This window comes from Streptomyces sp. NPDC002276 (assembly GCF_053891435.1).
Window position 1 is genome coordinate 1 of the sequence record NZ_JBSFCQ010000019.1, and the last position, 15,151, is coordinate 15,151.

At 69.4% G+C, this 15,151-nt stretch carries 15 protein-coding genes and 1 pseudogene; 7 read left to right on the top strand and 9 right to left on the bottom strand.

Features of this window, described 5'->3' with window-relative positions:
- Window positions 1-175: 175 nt before the first annotated feature.
- Window positions 176-469, bottom strand: coding sequence for a hypothetical protein (locus ACWIHT_RS36825; protein ID WP_026178313.1), 294 nt, complete (start codon window positions 467-469; stop codon window positions 176-178).
- A 141-nt stretch (window positions 470-610) separates the two neighbouring features.
- Between ACWIHT_RS36825 and ACWIHT_RS36830 the strand changes: the two genes are divergently transcribed.
- Window positions 611-1,183: a hypothetical protein gene (locus ACWIHT_RS36830; RefSeq protein ID WP_456172754.1), complete on the top strand. Its 573-nt coding sequence runs from the start codon at window positions 611-613 to the stop codon at window positions 1,181-1,183.
- A 14-nt stretch (window positions 1,184-1,197) separates the two neighbouring features.
- Here ACWIHT_RS36830 and ACWIHT_RS36835 read toward each other — a convergent pair whose 3' ends face one another.
- The 5 genes from ACWIHT_RS36835 to ACWIHT_RS36855 form a co-directional block, all read right to left on the bottom strand.
- Entirely contained in the window at window positions 1,198-2,202 is a 1,005-nt protein-coding gene (locus tag ACWIHT_RS36835) for an LLM class F420-dependent oxidoreductase (protein ID WP_456172756.1), read from the bottom strand.
- Window positions 2,203-2,319: 117 nt separating this feature from the next.
- Entirely contained in the window at window positions 2,320-3,102 is a 783-nt protein-coding gene (locus tag ACWIHT_RS36840; protein WP_456172757.1) for a hypothetical protein, read from the bottom strand.
- Window positions 3,103-3,188: 86 nt separating this feature from the next.
- The gene (locus ACWIHT_RS36845) at window positions 3,189-4,103 is read right to left on the bottom strand and encodes an N-acetylmuramoyl-L-alanine amidase (RefSeq protein WP_456172759.1); all 915 of its coding nucleotides are present in this window, start codon (window positions 4,101-4,103) and stop codon (window positions 3,189-3,191) included.
- A gap of 75 nt (window positions 4,104-4,178) precedes the next feature.
- A complete protein-coding gene (locus tag ACWIHT_RS36850; protein ID WP_456172760.1) occupies window positions 4,179-4,829 on the bottom strand; it encodes a class I SAM-dependent methyltransferase in 651 nt (216 codons plus the stop codon).
- 120 nt (window positions 4,830-4,949) lie between these two features.
- Window positions 4,950-6,683: an MFS transporter gene (locus ACWIHT_RS36855; protein ID WP_456172762.1), complete on the bottom strand. Its 1,734-nt coding sequence runs from the start codon at window positions 6,681-6,683 to the stop codon at window positions 4,950-4,952.
- Between the two features lie 185 nt (window positions 6,684-6,868).
- Between ACWIHT_RS36855 and ACWIHT_RS36860 the strand changes: the two genes are divergently transcribed.
- The 4 genes from ACWIHT_RS36860 to ACWIHT_RS36875 all read left to right on the top strand — a co-directional run bounded on the left by ACWIHT_RS36860 (window position 6,869) and on the right by ACWIHT_RS36875 (window position 11,134).
- On the top strand, window positions 6,869-8,059 hold the full coding sequence (locus tag ACWIHT_RS36860) for a lipid-transfer protein (protein WP_456172764.1): 1,191 nt from the start codon (window positions 6,869-6,871) through the stop codon (window positions 8,057-8,059).
- A 64-nt stretch (window positions 8,060-8,123) separates the two neighbouring features.
- Window positions 8,124-9,701: an MFS transporter gene (locus ACWIHT_RS36865; RefSeq protein ID WP_456172766.1), complete on the top strand. Its 1,578-nt coding sequence runs from the start codon at window positions 8,124-8,126 to the stop codon at window positions 9,699-9,701.
- Window positions 9,702-9,752: 51 nt separating this feature from the next.
- On the top strand, window positions 9,753-10,301 hold the full coding sequence (locus ACWIHT_RS36870; protein ID WP_456172768.1) for a SigE family RNA polymerase sigma factor: 549 nt from the start codon (window positions 9,753-9,755) through the stop codon (window positions 10,299-10,301).
- Between the two features lie 29 nt (window positions 10,302-10,330).
- Window positions 10,331-11,134 (top strand): hypothetical protein, encoded by an 804-nt coding sequence (locus tag ACWIHT_RS36875; RefSeq protein WP_456172769.1) that lies wholly within the window; start codon window positions 10,331-10,333, stop codon window positions 11,132-11,134.
- 96 nt (window positions 11,135-11,230) lie between these two features.
- On the opposite strand, the gene ACWIHT_RS36880 is transcribed toward ACWIHT_RS36875, so the two are convergent.
- Together ACWIHT_RS36880 and ACWIHT_RS36885 are read right to left on the bottom strand one after the other, a co-directional pair.
- Window positions 11,231-11,617, bottom strand: coding sequence for a hypothetical protein (locus ACWIHT_RS36880; protein WP_456172771.1), 387 nt, complete (start codon window positions 11,615-11,617; stop codon window positions 11,231-11,233).
- 88 nt (window positions 11,618-11,705) lie between these two features.
- Window positions 11,706-11,972: pseudogene (locus ACWIHT_RS36885) on the bottom strand (SAM-dependent methyltransferase); the annotation flags it as partial.
- Window positions 11,973-11,986: 14 nt separating this feature from the next.
- Here ACWIHT_RS36885 and ACWIHT_RS36890 point away from each other — a divergent pair.
- Together ACWIHT_RS36890 and ACWIHT_RS36895 are read left to right on the top strand one after the other, a co-directional pair.
- Complete coding sequence (locus tag ACWIHT_RS36890) at window positions 11,987-13,354, top strand: hypothetical protein (protein ID WP_456172772.1); 1,368 nt, start codon at window positions 11,987-11,989, stop codon at window positions 13,352-13,354.
- Window positions 13,355-13,526: 172 nt separating this feature from the next.
- Window positions 13,527-14,294, top strand: a complete 768-nt coding sequence (locus ACWIHT_RS36895; protein WP_456172773.1) for a class I SAM-dependent methyltransferase — start codon at window positions 13,527-13,529, stop codon at window positions 14,292-14,294.
- A gap of 18 nt (window positions 14,295-14,312) precedes the next feature.
- Here the strand turns inward: ACWIHT_RS36895 and ACWIHT_RS36900 are convergent, their stop codons facing one another.
- Entirely contained in the window at window positions 14,313-14,945 is a 633-nt protein-coding gene (locus ACWIHT_RS36900; RefSeq protein ID WP_456173007.1) for a response regulator, read from the bottom strand.
- Window positions 14,946-15,151 lie beyond the last annotated feature (206 nt).

The window sequence follows — 15,151 nt, forward strand, 5'->3', positions numbered from 1 at the left end:
GCACGGCATCGGGCAGGTTCGGCATGGATGAACCGTAGGACCACGAATCGGTCACGACTAGACGTTGTTACCCACAAGTATTTCCTGGGGTACGCTAAAAACTCCGGCTCGCCGTGTCTTTTAGGGGCGCGGGGAACTGCGCGCTCAGCCCCCACCGGCCCGCAGTCGCCAATCCTCAGGAACGGTGTACCCGGTTGGCGATCGCATGGCCGATGAAGAGGTACACGATGGCGGCCAGACCGTAGCCGCACACGACCCGCGCCCACGCCTCGTCGAAGGTGAACAGGTCACGGGACCAGCCGGCCAGCCAGTCCGCCGTGCGGTGGACGAACTGCACGAGGTCGTTCGCGCGGTTGGCGTCCAGCAGGTACATCAGGATCCAGAGCCCCAGGATGAGGGCCATGATGTCGGCAATGATCACGATGACATTGCCGGCGGAATTCGAACCGCGTCGGTAGTAGGGGGACATGCCAACCGGGTTGCCGCTCCGGCGCCGATGAAACCAGGTGGCGCGGAAACTCGAACGGCGTCCCCGAGTGGCGCAACCGCCCGGGCCGGGTGAGGCTGCCGGGGTAAGGACACCCACTCGGGGAAAACCCCGGAGGATTCCGTGCCCGTACCGATACGGCGCCTCTTCGTGGCGCTCACCCTGTGCTGCGCCCTGCTCGCCGGTGCCACCGCCTGCGGCAGCGCCACCGAGGACGCCACGCAGAACACCGCGGCTGTCGTGGCCGCTGCCGCCGCCACCCCGAGCCCGAGCACGACCGCAGAGCGCCAGAAGCTGGCGAAGACCCGCTTCGTCGCGAACGCGGGCCTCGCCGCCGGTGCCTCCTACCAGTGGATCGTGAAGCCCTGGAAGGCAGGCAAGTTCAAGAAGGGCGCGAGTGGACGCAGGTTCGCCCTCGTCAAGGCGGGTCTGGCGGGCGCGTTCGCGTACAACCGACTGAAGGCGGCCAAGAAGAACGCCCAGGGCGACCCCACGCTTTCCAAGGCGCTCGCCCCGCTGACCGCCGGCATCGACTCCCTCAAGGACCTGCCGTCCAAGCTCCGCAAGGGCGACTCGACGGACGCGACGGCGAGTTCCTTCGACGACATCATCAACAAGGTCAAGGACGCCGGGAAGAGCGCGGGCGCCGAGGTGACCGACAAGGTGCCGTCGGCAGGGCAGCTCGCGGGAGGCTAAGTCTCCTTCGGCTCCTAGGAGTTGAGCTCCGCCAACACCCGCAGAGTATGCGGGTCGGGCGCAAGGGCCAGCAAGTCCGTCACCGGGCCCTTGCGCCACAACTCCAGCCGCTCCGCGATCCGTTCACGCGGGCCGATCAGCGAGATCTCGTCGGCGAACGCGTCCGGCACGGCGAGGACGGCCTCCTCCCGGCGACCGCCGAGGAACAACTCCTGTATGTGCCGGGCCTCTTCCTCGTACCCCATGCGTGCCATCAGGTCCGCGTGGAAGTTGCGGGCCGCGTGGCCCATCCCGCCGATGTAGAAGCCGAGCATCATCTTCACGGGGAGCAGGCCTTCGGCGACGTCGTCGCAGACCTTCACCTGCGCCATGGGCGCGACCAGGAAGCCCTCGCGGAAGTCGGTCGTGCCGTAGACCTCGGGTCGGCTCGGTGACCAGTACAACGGCAGCCATCCGTCGGCGATCTGGGCTGTCTGCGCCACGTTCTTCGGTCCCTCGGCGCCCAGCAGGATGGGCAGGTCGGGGCGGAGGGGGTGGGTGATGGACTTGAGGGGTTTGCCGAGTCCCGTTCCGTCCGCGCCCCGGTACGGATGCGCGTGGAATCGGCCGTCCACCTCGACCGGCGCCTCCCGCCGCAGCACCTGCCGTACGACCTCGACGTACTCCCGGGTCGCGGTCAGCGGCGACTTGGGGAACGGCCGCCCGTACCAGCCCTCCACCACCTGCGGGCCCGACAGCCCGAGTCCGAGCATCATCCGTCCGCCCGACAGATGGTCGAGGGTGAGCGCGTGCATCGCGGTGGTGGTCGGCGAGCGGGCCGCCATCTGCGCAACCGCCGTCCCCAGCTTGATCCTTGAGGTCTGCGCGGCGATCCAGGTCAGGGGAGTGAAGGCATCGGAACCCCACGACTCGGCCGTCCACACGGAGTCGTATCCGAGCCGCTCCGCCTCCTGGGCCAGCGGCACATGGTCGGCGGAGGGCCCGCGCCCCCAGTACCCGAGTGCGAGACCGAGCCGCATATCGCCTCCACAGTCAGCAATCTGACGGATCGTCAGCAAGTCGACGGGACGGCTGCGACTGTACGACAACGGCCCCCCACCCGGAAGGGCGAGGGGCCGCGGGAGACGGTGCGGGGCTCAGCCGCGCTGGATCCCGGAGGTGTCCTGTAGTACGCCACGACGGCCGTCCTGCGTCTGCGCGATCAGCGCGGCACCGCGCTGCTCGACGGCCAAGTACCAGGTACCCGGCGCGAGTTCGGCGATCGGCGACGGCGAACCGTCCTCCCCGAACAGCGGCCTGGCCACCGGCACGGCGAACCAGAACGGCGAGAACTCCCCGCCCGGAGGGGGCGTCGGCTGCGGCTGGGGCTGACCGAACGGCTGCGCCGTCTGCGCCTGCTGCGGCGGAGTGCCGTACGTCGGCTGCGGCGCACCGGCGCCCGGGTAGCCGTAACCACCGGGCGGCTGGGCGCCGTAGGGCTGCGGGGCGGCCGGCTTGGGGGCGGGGACGAGCGCGGCCTGGAGGGCCGGGACCAGGGGCGTCGCGACGGCGGCACCGGCCAGGGCGAGGGCCGCGATGAAGCCGAGGATGAGGCCGGAGGAGGCGCTGGCGCCGTCCGGGGTGTCCACGAGCGACCAGAAGAGGGTCCACGCGGAGAGCACGGTGAACGCGGCGCCGACCGTCCCGAGGTCCAGTCCCACGATCTTGCGCGGCTGGGGCAGGGCGCGGTTGACGACGATGAGAGCGGCACCGATCACGCCGCCGACATAAGTGCCGAGGGCGTCACCGAGGTTGGTCCACGCGGTCACGTCCACGTTGTACCCGGAGACGGAATAGAGCTTGAGGAACGACGCGATGAAGAGCAATACCGCTGCTCCGATCACCACACCGTCGCCTCGTGTGAGGGAGCGGATATTCACTTCAGGTCCTTCGTAGGTCGTCTCGTCGTCGGTTGACCCTATCGTCCACCTTGCCAGGGTGTCCGCCCGGATCAGCCCGCTGATCGCTACCCGCGCAGGAAACTCACGATTCCCTCAGAGATTCCCTGCGCCGCCGCCTGTCTCCAGGCGCCGTTCGTCAGCAGTGCGGCATCCTTGCTATCGCGCATATTGCCGCACTCGATGAACACCTTGGGAACCGTTGACAGATTGAGACCGCCCAGGTCCTTACGCGTGACGAGACCGGTGCCGTCGCCGACGTAGTTGGACGGCTGTTCGCCCGTCGCGCGCCGGTAGTCGCTCTCGATGTTGCGACCGAGAACGGCGGAGGGGGCGACGATCGCACGGGTGTCGGCGCCGCCCGCGTGCACGGAGGCCGGCAGGATCACATGGAAGCCGCGGTCGCCGGCCGGGGCGCCGTCCGCGTGGATGGAGATCGCGGCGTCCGCGTGCGCGTCGTTGCCGATCTTCGCCCGCTGGTCGACACACGGGCCCCAGGCAGGGGAGCCGCCGTCGTGGGTCAGCTTCACCGTGGCGCCCTGCAACTCCAGGATCTTCCGCAGCCGGTGGGACACGTCCATCGTGAACTGGGCTTCCGCGTAACCCGAGTTGGTGGACGTCCCGGTCGTGTCGCACTCCTTCCAGTTCGTGCCGATGTCCACCTTGCGGTTGATCTCGGCGGTGTGCTGGAAGTTGGTGACGTTGTGCCCCGGGTCGATGACGACGACCTTGCCCGTGAGGGGCCGGGAGTTCGGCGGCTTGTCGTCGTTCGAGGCGGTGCCCGAGGGGGACACGGGCGCGCTGGACGCCGACGCCGGTGAACCGGCCGCCGCCCCGCCCGAGTCACCCGGGCCGCCCACCGCCTCGTACACGAACCACCCGATCAGCGCCCCCGGCACCAGCGCGGCCAGCGCCACGGTCAGGGGCCCTCGACGGGAACGACGGGGCTGCGAAGGATCGAAGTCCGGACCTACGTACGACACGTGAGCCACCCTAGCGGCCCGGTGGCACGGTCCCGCCGAAGCGGCGACGAGCGCCGCCAGGAGTCGCGGCCGGTCTCAGACGCCGGTGCCTGTCCGCCGTAGCACCCGAAGCGAGTCCGTCGCCGACACCTCGGTGAACGCGCCCGATTCCAGGGCCCGTTGGTAGACGCGGTACGGGGCCTGGCCGGTGAACTCGTCCTCGGGGTCCGGGAACACGTCGTGGATGACGAGCAGCCCGCCCTCGGCGACATGGGGCGCCCAACCCTCGTAGTCGGCGTTCGCGTGCTCGTCGGTGTGACCGCCGTCGATGAAGACGAGGGCGAGGGGAGTGCCCCAGACGCGTGCCACCTGCGGCGACCGCCCGACGAGCGCCACCACGTGCTCCTCAAGCCCCGCCCGGTACAGGGTCCTGCGGAACGTGGGCAACGTGTCCATCAGCCCGATCTCCGGGTCGACGGTCTCCGGGTCGTGGTACTCCCACCCCGGCTGCTGCTCCTCACTGCCCCGGTGATGATCGAGCGTGAGCACGCTGACACCGGCCGCACGAGCGGCATCGGCGAGGAGGACGGTGGAACGCCCGCAGTACGTGCCCACTTCCAGCAACGGCAGCCCGAGACTTCCGGCTTCCACGGCGGCGGAGTACAGGGCGAGCCCTTCACCGACCGGCATGAACCCCTTGGCGGCCTCGAACGCGGCGAGGATTTCGGGCTTGGGTGCCGGGGTCATAGGGGACCTCTCGATCGGGCGTAGGGCATTGTCTTTTAGGGGCGCGGGGCTGTGTCGATATGCGGCTGCGCCGCGTGGGCGCGACCAGCCCCCACGCACCCGCACCCGACAAACTACCGACTACGCGCTGACACTCTCACCGGGCAACGAAAGATCCAGGTCAACTGCGACCCCGTCACCGCCGTGCGTCGCGGACGAGGCCAACGGCCCATGTCCCACCGCCCGTGCGGCCAGCACATACGCCCCCTCGGACGGCACCGCGAGCACATAACTCCCGTCCTCGGAGGACAACGTGGCGCCGGCCTGCCGCCCCCGCCGGTCGATCAGCGTGACCTTGGCACGGGCGACAGGAGAACCGTCGGCACCCAACACCCGCCCCCGGAACGCCCGCAGAATCTCCTCCGCCCGCTCCAGATTGGCCTCCTCCTCGCTGCTGAAGTTCAACTGCGGCGCCCGGTTGGGCTTGGGGAGGAAGAGGGCCATCAGCAGGCCGACGGCGACCGCACCCGTAGCGATCATGAAAGACACCCGGAATCCATGCATCGTGGGGATCGCGACCCCGCCCACATGGTTCGCGGTGTTGGCCAGCACCATCCCGATCACGGCGCTCGACACGGACGTACCGATGGACCGCATCAGGGTGTTGAGCCCGTTCGCCGCACCGGTCTCGGACGCCGGCACCGCACCCACGATCAGCGCGGGCAGCGACGAGTACGCGAGCCCGATGCCCGCGCCCAGCACGACCGCGATGACCAGGCTCTGCCAGGCCGCGCTCATCAGGCCGATGCCCGCGCCGTAGCCGACGCCGATGATCACCATGCCGATGATCAGGGTGACTTTGGGGCCGTACCTCGCCGAGAGTCGGGCGTAGACGGGCGCCGTGAACATCATCGTCAGGCCCAGCGGCGCGACCAGCAGACCGGCGGTGACCATCGACTGGCCGAGACCGTAACCCGTGGCCTTCGGCAGCTGGAGGAGCTGGGGCAGGACGAGGGAGACGACGTAGAAGGAGACGCCGACCATGATCGAGGCGAGGTTGGTGAAGAGGACCGCCGGACGGGCCGTGGTGCGCAGGTCCACCAGCGGGGCCTTCAGGCGCAGCTCCATCACGCCCCACAGGAGCAGGACGGCGACGGACGCGGCGAACAGGCCGAGCGTGGTGCCGGAGGTCCAGCCCCAGTCGCTGCCCTTGGTGATGGGGAGCAGGAAGAGGACGAGTCCGGCGGAGAGGCCGATCGCGCCGAGTACGTCGAAGGTGCCCTCGGCGCGCATCGGGGACTCCGGTACGACGAGGAGGGTGAGGACGATGGCGAGGACACCGAGGCCGGCGGCGCCGTAGAACAGGGCGTGCCAGTCGGCGTGCTGCGCGACCAGGGCGGCGAGGGGGAGCGCGAGGCCGCCGCCGACGCCGATCGAGGAGCTCATCAGGGCCATGGCCGAGCCGAGCTTCTCGCGGGGCAGCATGTCGCGCATCAGGCCGATGCCCAGGGGTATCGCGCCCATCGCGAAGCCTTGGAGCACTCGGCCCGCGATCATGGTGAGGAGATCGCTGGTGAGGGCGCTGACGAGGGCGCCCACGACCATGATGGCCAGGCTGGTGATCAGCATCCGTCGCTTGCCGTAGAGGTCGCCGAGGCGGCCCATGATCGGCGTGGCGACGGCTCCGGAAAGGAGCGTCGAGGTCAGGACCCAGGTGGCGTTGCTGGGCTCGGTGCTCAGCAGCTGCGGCAGGTCCTTGATGACCGGGACGAGCAGGGTCTGCATCACCGCGACAACGATGCCCGCGAAGGCGAGCACCGGCACGATGGCGCCGGACGGCCTCCGTGCGGGCTGGTCGGTCGACGTGTGCGTCATGGAGTGAGGCCTCCAGGCCGTAAGTGTGTGAGTGATCCGTGCGGGATAAGTGCACGGTAAACCTCGTATGCATGGGCAACTATTCCGATGCTTCGGCGTACTAACGAATCTTTGACCGTCCCATGAATATCTGACCCACCGTCAGCTCTGGCCATTTACTGGAACGTGTTCTAATCTCGCCCGCCATGAAGGCCTATGTCGCCGGCGTCGGGATGACCAAGTTCGAGAAGCCGGAGAGCCGCGAGTGGCAGTACTGGGACATGGTGAGGGAGGCGGGCAACGCCGCCCTCGCGGACGCCGGGATCTCCTACGGCGACGTAGAACAGGTTCCGATCGGCTACTGCTTCCAGCCCTCGACCGCCGGCCAGCGCGCCGCCTATGAGCTAGGTCTCACCGGCATCCCCGTCTACAACGTCAACAACAACTGCGCCACGGGTTCGACCGCCCTTATGCTCGCCCGGCAACTCGTCGAGGGCGGGGCGGCGGACTGCGTGCTCGCGGTGGGCTTCGAGAAGATGAAGCGCGGCGCGCTCGGGGGCGGCACCGACGGAGGAGACTTCGCTACGTCCCCCGTCGCCCGGCACTACGGGATCATGGCCGCCCGCCACGGCTTCGAGATGACCCCGCCCACCGCCCAGATCTTCGGCGACGCGGCCCGCGAACACATGGAGAAGTACGGCACGACCGAGGCCCAGCTCGCCGCCGTCGCCGCCAAGAACCACCGGCACTCCGCGCACAACCCGTACGCCCAGTTCCAGGACGTCTACGACGTCGACGACATCCTCGCGGCCCGGGTCGTCCACCATCCGCTGACGAAACTCCAGTGCTCACCGACCTCGGACGGAGCCGCGGCGGCGGTCGTCGTCTCCGAACGCTTCGCGCAGGAACGGGAGTTGGCCGGTTCTCCCGTCGAGATCGTCGCCCAGGCCATGACCACCGACACCGAAGACTCCTTCTCCTCCGGCTCCTGTATCGACGTCGTCGGACAGCCCATGTCCCGGGCCGCCGCCCGCCAGGTCTACGAACGCTCCGGACTCGGCATCGACGACGTGGACGTCGTAGAACTGCACGACTGCTTCTCGGTCAACGAGCTGCTGACGTACGAGGCGCTCGGCATGTGTGCGCCCGGGGAGTCCGGGAAGCTCGTCGAGTCCGGGGGGACGACGTACGGCGGGCGGTGGGTGGTGAACCCGTCCGGCGGGCTGATCTCCAAGGGGCATCCGCTGGGAGCCACCGGGATCGCCCAAGTCGCCGAGCTGGTCTGGCAGTTGAGGGGCGTGGCGGGGGAGCGGCAGGTGCCGGGGGCCGAGGTCGGGCTCGCCCACAACATCGGGCTGGGCGGGGCGGCCGTGGTGACCTTGCTGCGGGCGACGTAGGTCCTACGGCGGTGGTACGGCTGAGGCGAAATGCCGATGCCGGGGGCGTGGGCCGGTTGAGAGTATGACGACCATGTCCCGAGCCGATGATGCCTCCCGAATATCCCGCCTGTTCAGCAGGGGTGCGCCGCCGCCCGCTTGGCTGGTGGTGGCGCTCGCGTGTGCCGGACAGTTCCTCGTCGTGCTCGACGTGTCCGTCGTCAACGTGGCGCTGCCGTCGATGCGGACCGACCTGGGCATGAGCGCGTCGGGACTGCAATGGGTGGTCAACGCGTACGCCATCGCCTTCGCCGGGTTCATGCTGCTCGGCGGGCGGGCCGGTGATCTCTACGGCCGCAAGCGGATGTTCCTGGTCGGGCTCGCGCTGTTCACGCTGGCCTCGCTGGCCGGGGGACTGGCCCAGGACGGCTGGCAACTGCTTCTCGCGCGGGCCGCGCAGGGACTCGGCGCCGCCGTGCTGGCGCCCTCGACGCTGACGATCGTCACCTCGGCGGTGCCGGAGGGCGCGGCCCGTGCCCGCGCCATCGCCACCTGGACCGCGGTCGGCGCGGGCGGCGGGGCGGCCGGCGGACTCGTCGGCGGAGTGCTCGTGGACACCCTGTCGTGGCGGTGGGTGCTGCTGATCAACGTGCCCGTCGGCGCGGTCGTCCTGCTCAGCTCACTGCGCTGGCTCCCGGAGAGCCGGGCCGGGGACGGGCGGCGGCTCGACCTGCCCGGCGCCGTCCTGGTCACGGCGGGCCTCGGGCTGCTGGCCTACGGCATCTCGCAGACCGAGGCCGAGGGGTGGACGGCCGCCGCGACCCTGGTCCCGCTGGCCGCCGGACTCGCGCTGGTCGCGCTCTTCCTGGTCGTCGAGGCCCGCACGGCCGCTCCGCTGATGCCGCTCGGGCTGTTCCGGTCGCGGGCGGTGTCGTCGGCCAACGCGGCGATGTTCCTGAGCGGCTCCGCGATGTTCTGCATGTGGTTCTTCATGACGCTGTACGCGCAGAACGTCCTCGGATACAGCCCGCTGGAGGCCGGACTCGCCCTGGTGCCCAGCTCCCTGGCCGTCCTCGTCGGCTCCAAGGCGGCGCCCCGCTTCATGCCGGTCCTCGGCGCGCGCAACGTCGCCGTCCTCGGGACGCTGATCGCGGCGGTCGGCTTCGGCTGGCAGTCGCAGATGACCGCGCGGGGCGGCTACCTCACCGAGATCATGTTCCCCGGAATCCTGATGATGCTGGGCGCGGGCCTGACCGCCACCCCGCTCGCCGCACTCGCCACCTCGGGGGCGGCGCCGGGCGAGGCCGGTCTCGTCTCCGGGTTGATCAACACCTCGCGCACGATGGGGGGTTCGCTGGGCCTCGCCGTGATGTCGACGATCGCGGCGGCGCGGACGGCGAACGCGCTGGGGGTGGGCGGGACGCGAGGCGCGGTCAGTGTGATCAGTACGGCGGGGCCCGACGGCGGTGTGCCGGAGGCGCTGACGGAGGGGTACGCGCTGGCCTTCCGTACGGGGGCGGGGGTGCTGCTCGGCGGGGTGGTGCTGATGCTGGTGTGGCTGCCGTGGGCGAAGGGGGCCGGGCCGACAGTGGCCGCGAAGGTGGCCGAGGGGACGGCCTCCACCAACTCGGAGGGCACGACTTCCACGAGTTTCGAGAAGTGAGGCAACGATCCGGGCGGCTCGTGGACTCCTTTAGACATCTAGGAGGTGCCCATGGGGGATCGCAAGGAGGCTCGGGGGACTCGGGACGACGAGTTCCAGAGCTTCGTCACCGGCCGCTGGCCGCGGTTGATGCGGACGGCATTTCTACTGACGGGGGAGCAGCACGCCGCGGAGGACCTGGTCCAGTCGACGCTGGAACAGGTCTTCGTGGCCTGGCGCAAGGTCGGCTCGGCGGACGATCCGGAGGCGTACGTACGGCGCGTGATGATCAACGCGCACGCACGCAAACACCGCAGACGGCTCAAGGAGTTCCTGGCCCCGAAGGACGACTCGGGACTGGTGCGCGAGATCGCCGACACCGGTGACCGCATCGCCCAGGCCGAGGACCGCAACGCCCTGCTGAAGGCACTGGCCCAACTGCCCCCGAGGCAGCGGGAGGCGGTGGTGCTGCGGTACTGGGAGGACCTGACCGAGACACAGACGGCGCAGGCGATGGGCTGTTCCGTCGGCGCGGTGAAGAGCAACGCGGCCAAGGGGATCGCGAAACTCCGCGCCATACCAGGACTCGCCGAGACGGTGACGCAGGGAGGGTCGAAGTGATGAGCGCGGACCGGGAGACGAACCACACCATGACGGACAGAGACATCGCCTTCCTGCTGGCCGACGCGGCGGACGAGGTCGAGATCGGCATAGCCCCCTACCAGGCGGTGATCCGCGGCGGCCGTCGCCGCCGGGCCCGCCGCTGGGCGCTCGCCACGGCCGCGGCACTGGTGATCACGGGCGCGTCGGGCACCCTGGCACTGGCCTCGCTGCGCGACAACGGCGGGGCGGAGGTGACGCCCGCGGTCTCCCAGAAGCCGACCCGGCCGTCGACGCCGGAGGAGCGGCACGTGTACCTGCCGCAGGAGACGATGCTCGGGACGGGCACCGACAAGGGCAAGGACTGGTACGTCACGGTCGAGGTGTGGGGTGCCCCCCGCACCAAGGCGGAGGCCCAGGCCCAGCTGACCGCCATGTCCATCCGTGGCGATGAGCCCTGGGACAGGGACAACGCGTCCGCACTGGTCGGCAAGGTCACGTACTTCGTGAAGCAGTCGTACGGGAGCGGAGACCCGAGCCTGCTGATGGGCGACTCGGCCTCCCCGCAGGACACCATGGCGGGCACGGACCTCAAGTCGGGCGCGTCCACTCTGGACCCGAAGAAGACCGACGGCCCCCAGCGGCTGGTGGTCGGCCAGGTCGCCAAGACGACGCGGACGGTCCAGTGCACCTGGAAGGACGGCACGTCCACCGAGGCCCACAGGGTGGCTTCGGGGGCCGACGTCAACAGCGACGAGGCGACGATCCGCCCGGCGGCCGGCTCTCCGGACAACTGGTTCGTGTGCGTCGCCCCGGAGGGAACGTCGTTCGACGCGGTGAAGGTGACGAAGTAGGAGGTAGGAGGTAGGAAACAAGAAGCAGGAAGTAGGAGCTGTCCGGCCGTTCCCACGGCGGGTCCGGGGGAGCGGCCGACGGCACATCGTCCTGCTTTACTCGGCCGGTCGCATCCCGTAGTAGGGGCTGACGGTCCGGGCCAGCTTCCGCTGAATCACCCGCAGCATCCTGATCGTCGTCTCGTCGTCGCGCCCGGTGGTGGTCTGCCAGTCGACACCCGACCCGGCGAGGTCACTGACGAAGACGATCTCCGTGGCCAGCAGGACCCGCGCCCAGTCCGCCGCACCGAGCGGGGTGTCTTCGCTCAGCGCGCTCCGGAGTCTCCGACACTGGTCGAGCAGATCCCGCTGCCCGGCAAACCCCATTCCTACGGCGAGTTGATCGCTACAGCGCGCGGGACCACCCCACTCCAGGAGCGCACGGACCAGCAACTCGACCTCGTACACGGCCAACAGCTCACTGGCCTTCACTGTGTCCTGCAACTGGGGTTCGCTCCTTCCGCTGACGCGCCGAGGCGGGGTCCCCGGTGCCGGGCAGGCTACCTGTCTCTTTCACCCGGGCGCCGGGGACCTAAGGGGCCATGGCGCGCACGGCGCGAACGATCAGGGTTCCGATGTGACCGGCATCGGGGGCCGCGTGGACGCGCGACACGGCCTCGACGAAGCCCGCCGAGAGTAGGTGACTTCTCCACATCGCGGGTGTGTAGCTGTAACGGTAGGTGTACGTTGCCGGTCCGGCGAAGCCACCCTTGTACATGCCCTGCGGGCCGTAGGCGCCCGGGATGGCCGGTGGCTGGGAGAAGACGAAGACGCCTCCAGGGTTCAGCCGTTGGCGGAGCGGGGAGTGGTGTCGTGCCGAACCGAGAGCCGAACGAGGGTCTTGCCCGACTCCTCGAAGAAGCCAGGTGGACGTACAAGCAACTGGCCTTGAACGTCAACCGAGTTGGCGCCGAGCGTGGTCTACTGCTCAGCTACGACGAGTCGGCCGTGAAGCACTGGCTGAACGGAGCGATGCCCCGGAAACCCGTCCGGCCGGCCGTCGTCGAAGCTCTCGCGCGACGCATCGGGCGCTCAATCACCCACGAGGAAGCGGGACTTGGGGCTTCACCGATCGTGTCCGGATTGGACGTTGCGCCTGAGCACGCGCTGACCTCTATTGAGGGTCTGGTCGATACCGGAAGGGCAGACATGGACCCATCGCGCCGAGCGGTTCTCACGACCGCGCTCTACTCGGCAACGCTCGCCGTATCGCGCTTCGACGAAGCCGACGAGACACTGGAGCGGCTGGAGCATCAGGCCGCAGGCCGAACCGTCAGGATCGGGCCCGGAGACGTGGCCGTTGTCCGCAGCATGACGGACAAGATCGCCGACATCCTCGACGAGTTGGGGGGCGCGCACGCGCGCCCGATGGCCGCAGCGTTCATCGTCAACTCGGTCTCCTCCTACCTCCGGGCAGACGGAACCGAGGACGTCAAGAACGACATGCGGGCCGCCGCATCCGATCTCGTGTACCTCACGGGATGGATGGCCATGTACGAAAAGGCCCACGGGCTGGGGCAGCGGTACTACCGCCAGGCCCTCGGCCTGGCGAAAGCGGGCGGCGACGAAGTCACCTACTGCCGCACACTGCGAGGCATGGCCCTTCAGGCCGCCAACCTGAAGCACGCGAACAAGGCCCTCGAACTCGCCGACTCGGCAGCAGAAGCGGCCCCGCAGTCCGGCCCGAGGCTGCAAGCCTTCCTCCGGGGACAGCAAGCGCACGGCGCGGCCCTGGTGGGCGACCGGCGACAAGCCCACATGCGGCTCCGCGAGACCGAAGCCGCACTCTCCCAGGCAGACAACCGCCGTGACGCCGTGGGCGGTTACGACCGGGCGGCCTACGAGTTCCACGTGTCGAGCGTGCTGTACGCCCTCGGAGACGTTCCCGGTTCGATCGAAGCGATGAAGGCGTCGAACCGGGCACGGCCCTCGATGGAGAAGCAGGGCAACGCCCACGCGAACGGCCTGCTCGCGCAACGGCAACTTGAGATCGGCCACCTTGAAGCCGCGTGCGCCACGTGGGGGGAGTTCCTCGACGACTACGAACAACTCTCGTCGGCCCGCGCTGACGAACACTTCCAGATCATGAGGCGACGCATCCGGCCGTACGCGAGCAACCCGAGGGTGCGGGAGCTGAACGAGCGGGCGCGGGAGCTTGCTCGGCAGAAGGCGGCGGCATAGTCCGCGGATGCCTGCGGTGTTTCGCCCTGCCTCCGGCATGGCGGGCTTTCGGCGCCGACTTCCGCCTCGTACAAGGATGTTGACGGCATGTGCGAGGACATCACGGATCCATGCCGACCTGGGCCTCCGGTCCGTCCGCTCCTACGATCGACGCCTCGGAGAGGGGAACCGGATGGACGGGAACCGGCAAGGGCGTGACATCCGCACGGTCGATGACGTGCTTCGGCTCCTGGATGGGCTGTTCGCGCCAGAGGTCGATCGTTGGAGTTCTCGGGGTGCCTCCTGGTGGGACGGTTTTTATGCGGACCGCGGCAAACCGGTGCCGTTCTTCGTGGCGAAGCCGGACGAGAGTCTGGTCGGGTATCTCGACCGGGGGCTGATACCCGGGGGTGGCCGTGCCCTGGACCTGGGGTGCGGACCGGGACGCAACGCCCTTCAACTGGCCGCGCGGGGCTTCGAGGTGGACGGGGTGGATCTGTCGCCGGCCGCTGTCGCGTGGGCGGAGGAGAGGGCCCGTGACTCGGGAGTCCGGGTCCGGTTCCACTGCGGGGACGCGTTCGCCCTCGTTGGCGCGGAGCTTCCCGGCCCCTACGACCTCGTCTACGACTCCGGCTGCTTCCACCACCTGCCCCCGCACCGGCGCATCAGCTACCTCGCCCTGCTGGACCAAGTCCTCGCCCCCGGCGGCCACTTCGCGCTGACCTGTTTCGCGGCGGGCGGGATGGGCTCGGAGTTGCCCGACGCCGAACTCTACGGCGGCTCCGGTCTGCACGGCGGACTGGCCTACACGGCCGACGAGTTGCGGTGGATCTTCGGGGAGTCGGAGGGGGAGCTGGAGGTGGTCGAGTTGCGCCGGATGCGTGACGAGGCGGTCGAATCTCCGTGCTTCGGTGAGGACTTCCTCTGGACGGCGTTGTTCCGCCGAGCCCCGAAAGCGTAGGGCCGGGGGGGCTGGGGGCTACAGCCAACCCTGCTGCCGGGCCTCCCGCATCGCCTCCATGCGGTTGCGGGTGGCCGTCTTGCCGATCGCCGACGAGAGGTAGTTGCGGACGGTGGACTCGGAGAGGTGGAGCTTTGTGGCGATGTCGGAGACCGTCGCGCCGTCCACCGAGGCCTTGAGGACGTCGCATTCGCGGGCGGTGAGCGGGTTCGGGCCCGCGCTCAGGGCGGCGGCGGCCAGGGCCGGGTCGATGACCGTTTCGCCGGTCAGGGCGCGGCGGATCGCTGCGGCGAGGTCCTCCACGGGGCCGTCCTTCACCAGGAAGCCGGCCGCGCCCGCCTCCATCGCCCGGCGGAGGTAGCCGGGGCGGCCGAAGGTCGTGAGGATCAACACCCGGCAGTCGGGGGCCTGTTCGCGGAGTTCGGCGGCGGCGTCGAGGCCGCTCATGCCGGGGAGTTCGATGTCCAGGAGGGCGACGTCGGGACGGTGGATCAGGGCGGCGTCCACGATCGCGTCGCCCCTCCCGACCTGGGCGACGACCTCCAGGTCCGCCTCCATGCCGAGCAGCAGGGCGAGGGCGCCGCGCATCATGCCCTGGTCCTCGGCGAGCAGCACTCTGACGGACTTGGCGGGCCGGTGGTCCCGGGGCATCTCATCCACGGGGCAAGGGTAAGGCCCGGAGCGGTTATCAAAAACTCTTCATTGTTCGCGTCCGCGAGTCTTGACGGTCTTCGGCTGCGGGCAAACAATCGCCTCGGCATTCCGCCGGCGCCATGCAATTCCCCGAACAGAGCCGCTTTCGGAAAACTTTCGACAGTTCGACATGGGTTCGACATTTCGATCGCGAATGGGTTCGG

What these genes read in the sequence shown, in the direction of transcription:
- ACWIHT_RS36825 (WP_026178313.1), bottom strand. Translation starts at nt 469, where the DNA reads ATGTCCCCCTACTACCGACGCGGTTCGAATTCCGCCGGCAATGTCATC.
- ACWIHT_RS36835 (WP_456172756.1), bottom strand. Translation starts at nt 2,202, where the DNA reads ATGCGGCTCGGTCTCGCACTCGGGTACTGGGGGCGCGGGCCCTCCGCC.
- ACWIHT_RS36850 (WP_456172760.1), bottom strand. Translation starts at nt 4,829, where the DNA reads ATGACCCCGGCACCCAAGCCCGAAATCCTCGCCGCGTTCGAGGCCGCC.
- ACWIHT_RS36855 (WP_456172762.1), bottom strand. Translation starts at nt 6,683, where the DNA reads ATGACGCACACGTCGACCGACCAGCCCGCACGGAGGCCGTCCGGCGCC.
- ACWIHT_RS36860 (WP_456172764.1), top strand. Translation starts at nt 6,869, where the DNA reads ATGAAGGCCTATGTCGCCGGCGTCGGGATGACCAAGTTCGAGAAGCCG.
- ACWIHT_RS36865 (WP_456172766.1), top strand. Translation starts at nt 8,124, where the DNA reads ATGACGACCATGTCCCGAGCCGATGATGCCTCCCGAATATCCCGCCTG.
- ACWIHT_RS36870 (WP_456172768.1), top strand. Translation starts at nt 9,753, where the DNA reads ATGGGGGATCGCAAGGAGGCTCGGGGGACTCGGGACGACGAGTTCCAG.
- ACWIHT_RS36875 (WP_456172769.1), top strand. Translation starts at nt 10,331, where the DNA reads ATGACGGACAGAGACATCGCCTTCCTGCTGGCCGACGCGGCGGACGAG.
- ACWIHT_RS36895 (WP_456172773.1), top strand. Translation starts at nt 13,527, where the DNA reads ATGGACGGGAACCGGCAAGGGCGTGACATCCGCACGGTCGATGACGTG.
- ACWIHT_RS36900 (WP_456173007.1), bottom strand. Translation starts at nt 14,945, where the DNA reads ATGCCCCGGGACCACCGGCCCGCCAAGTCCGTCAGAGTGCTGCTCGCC.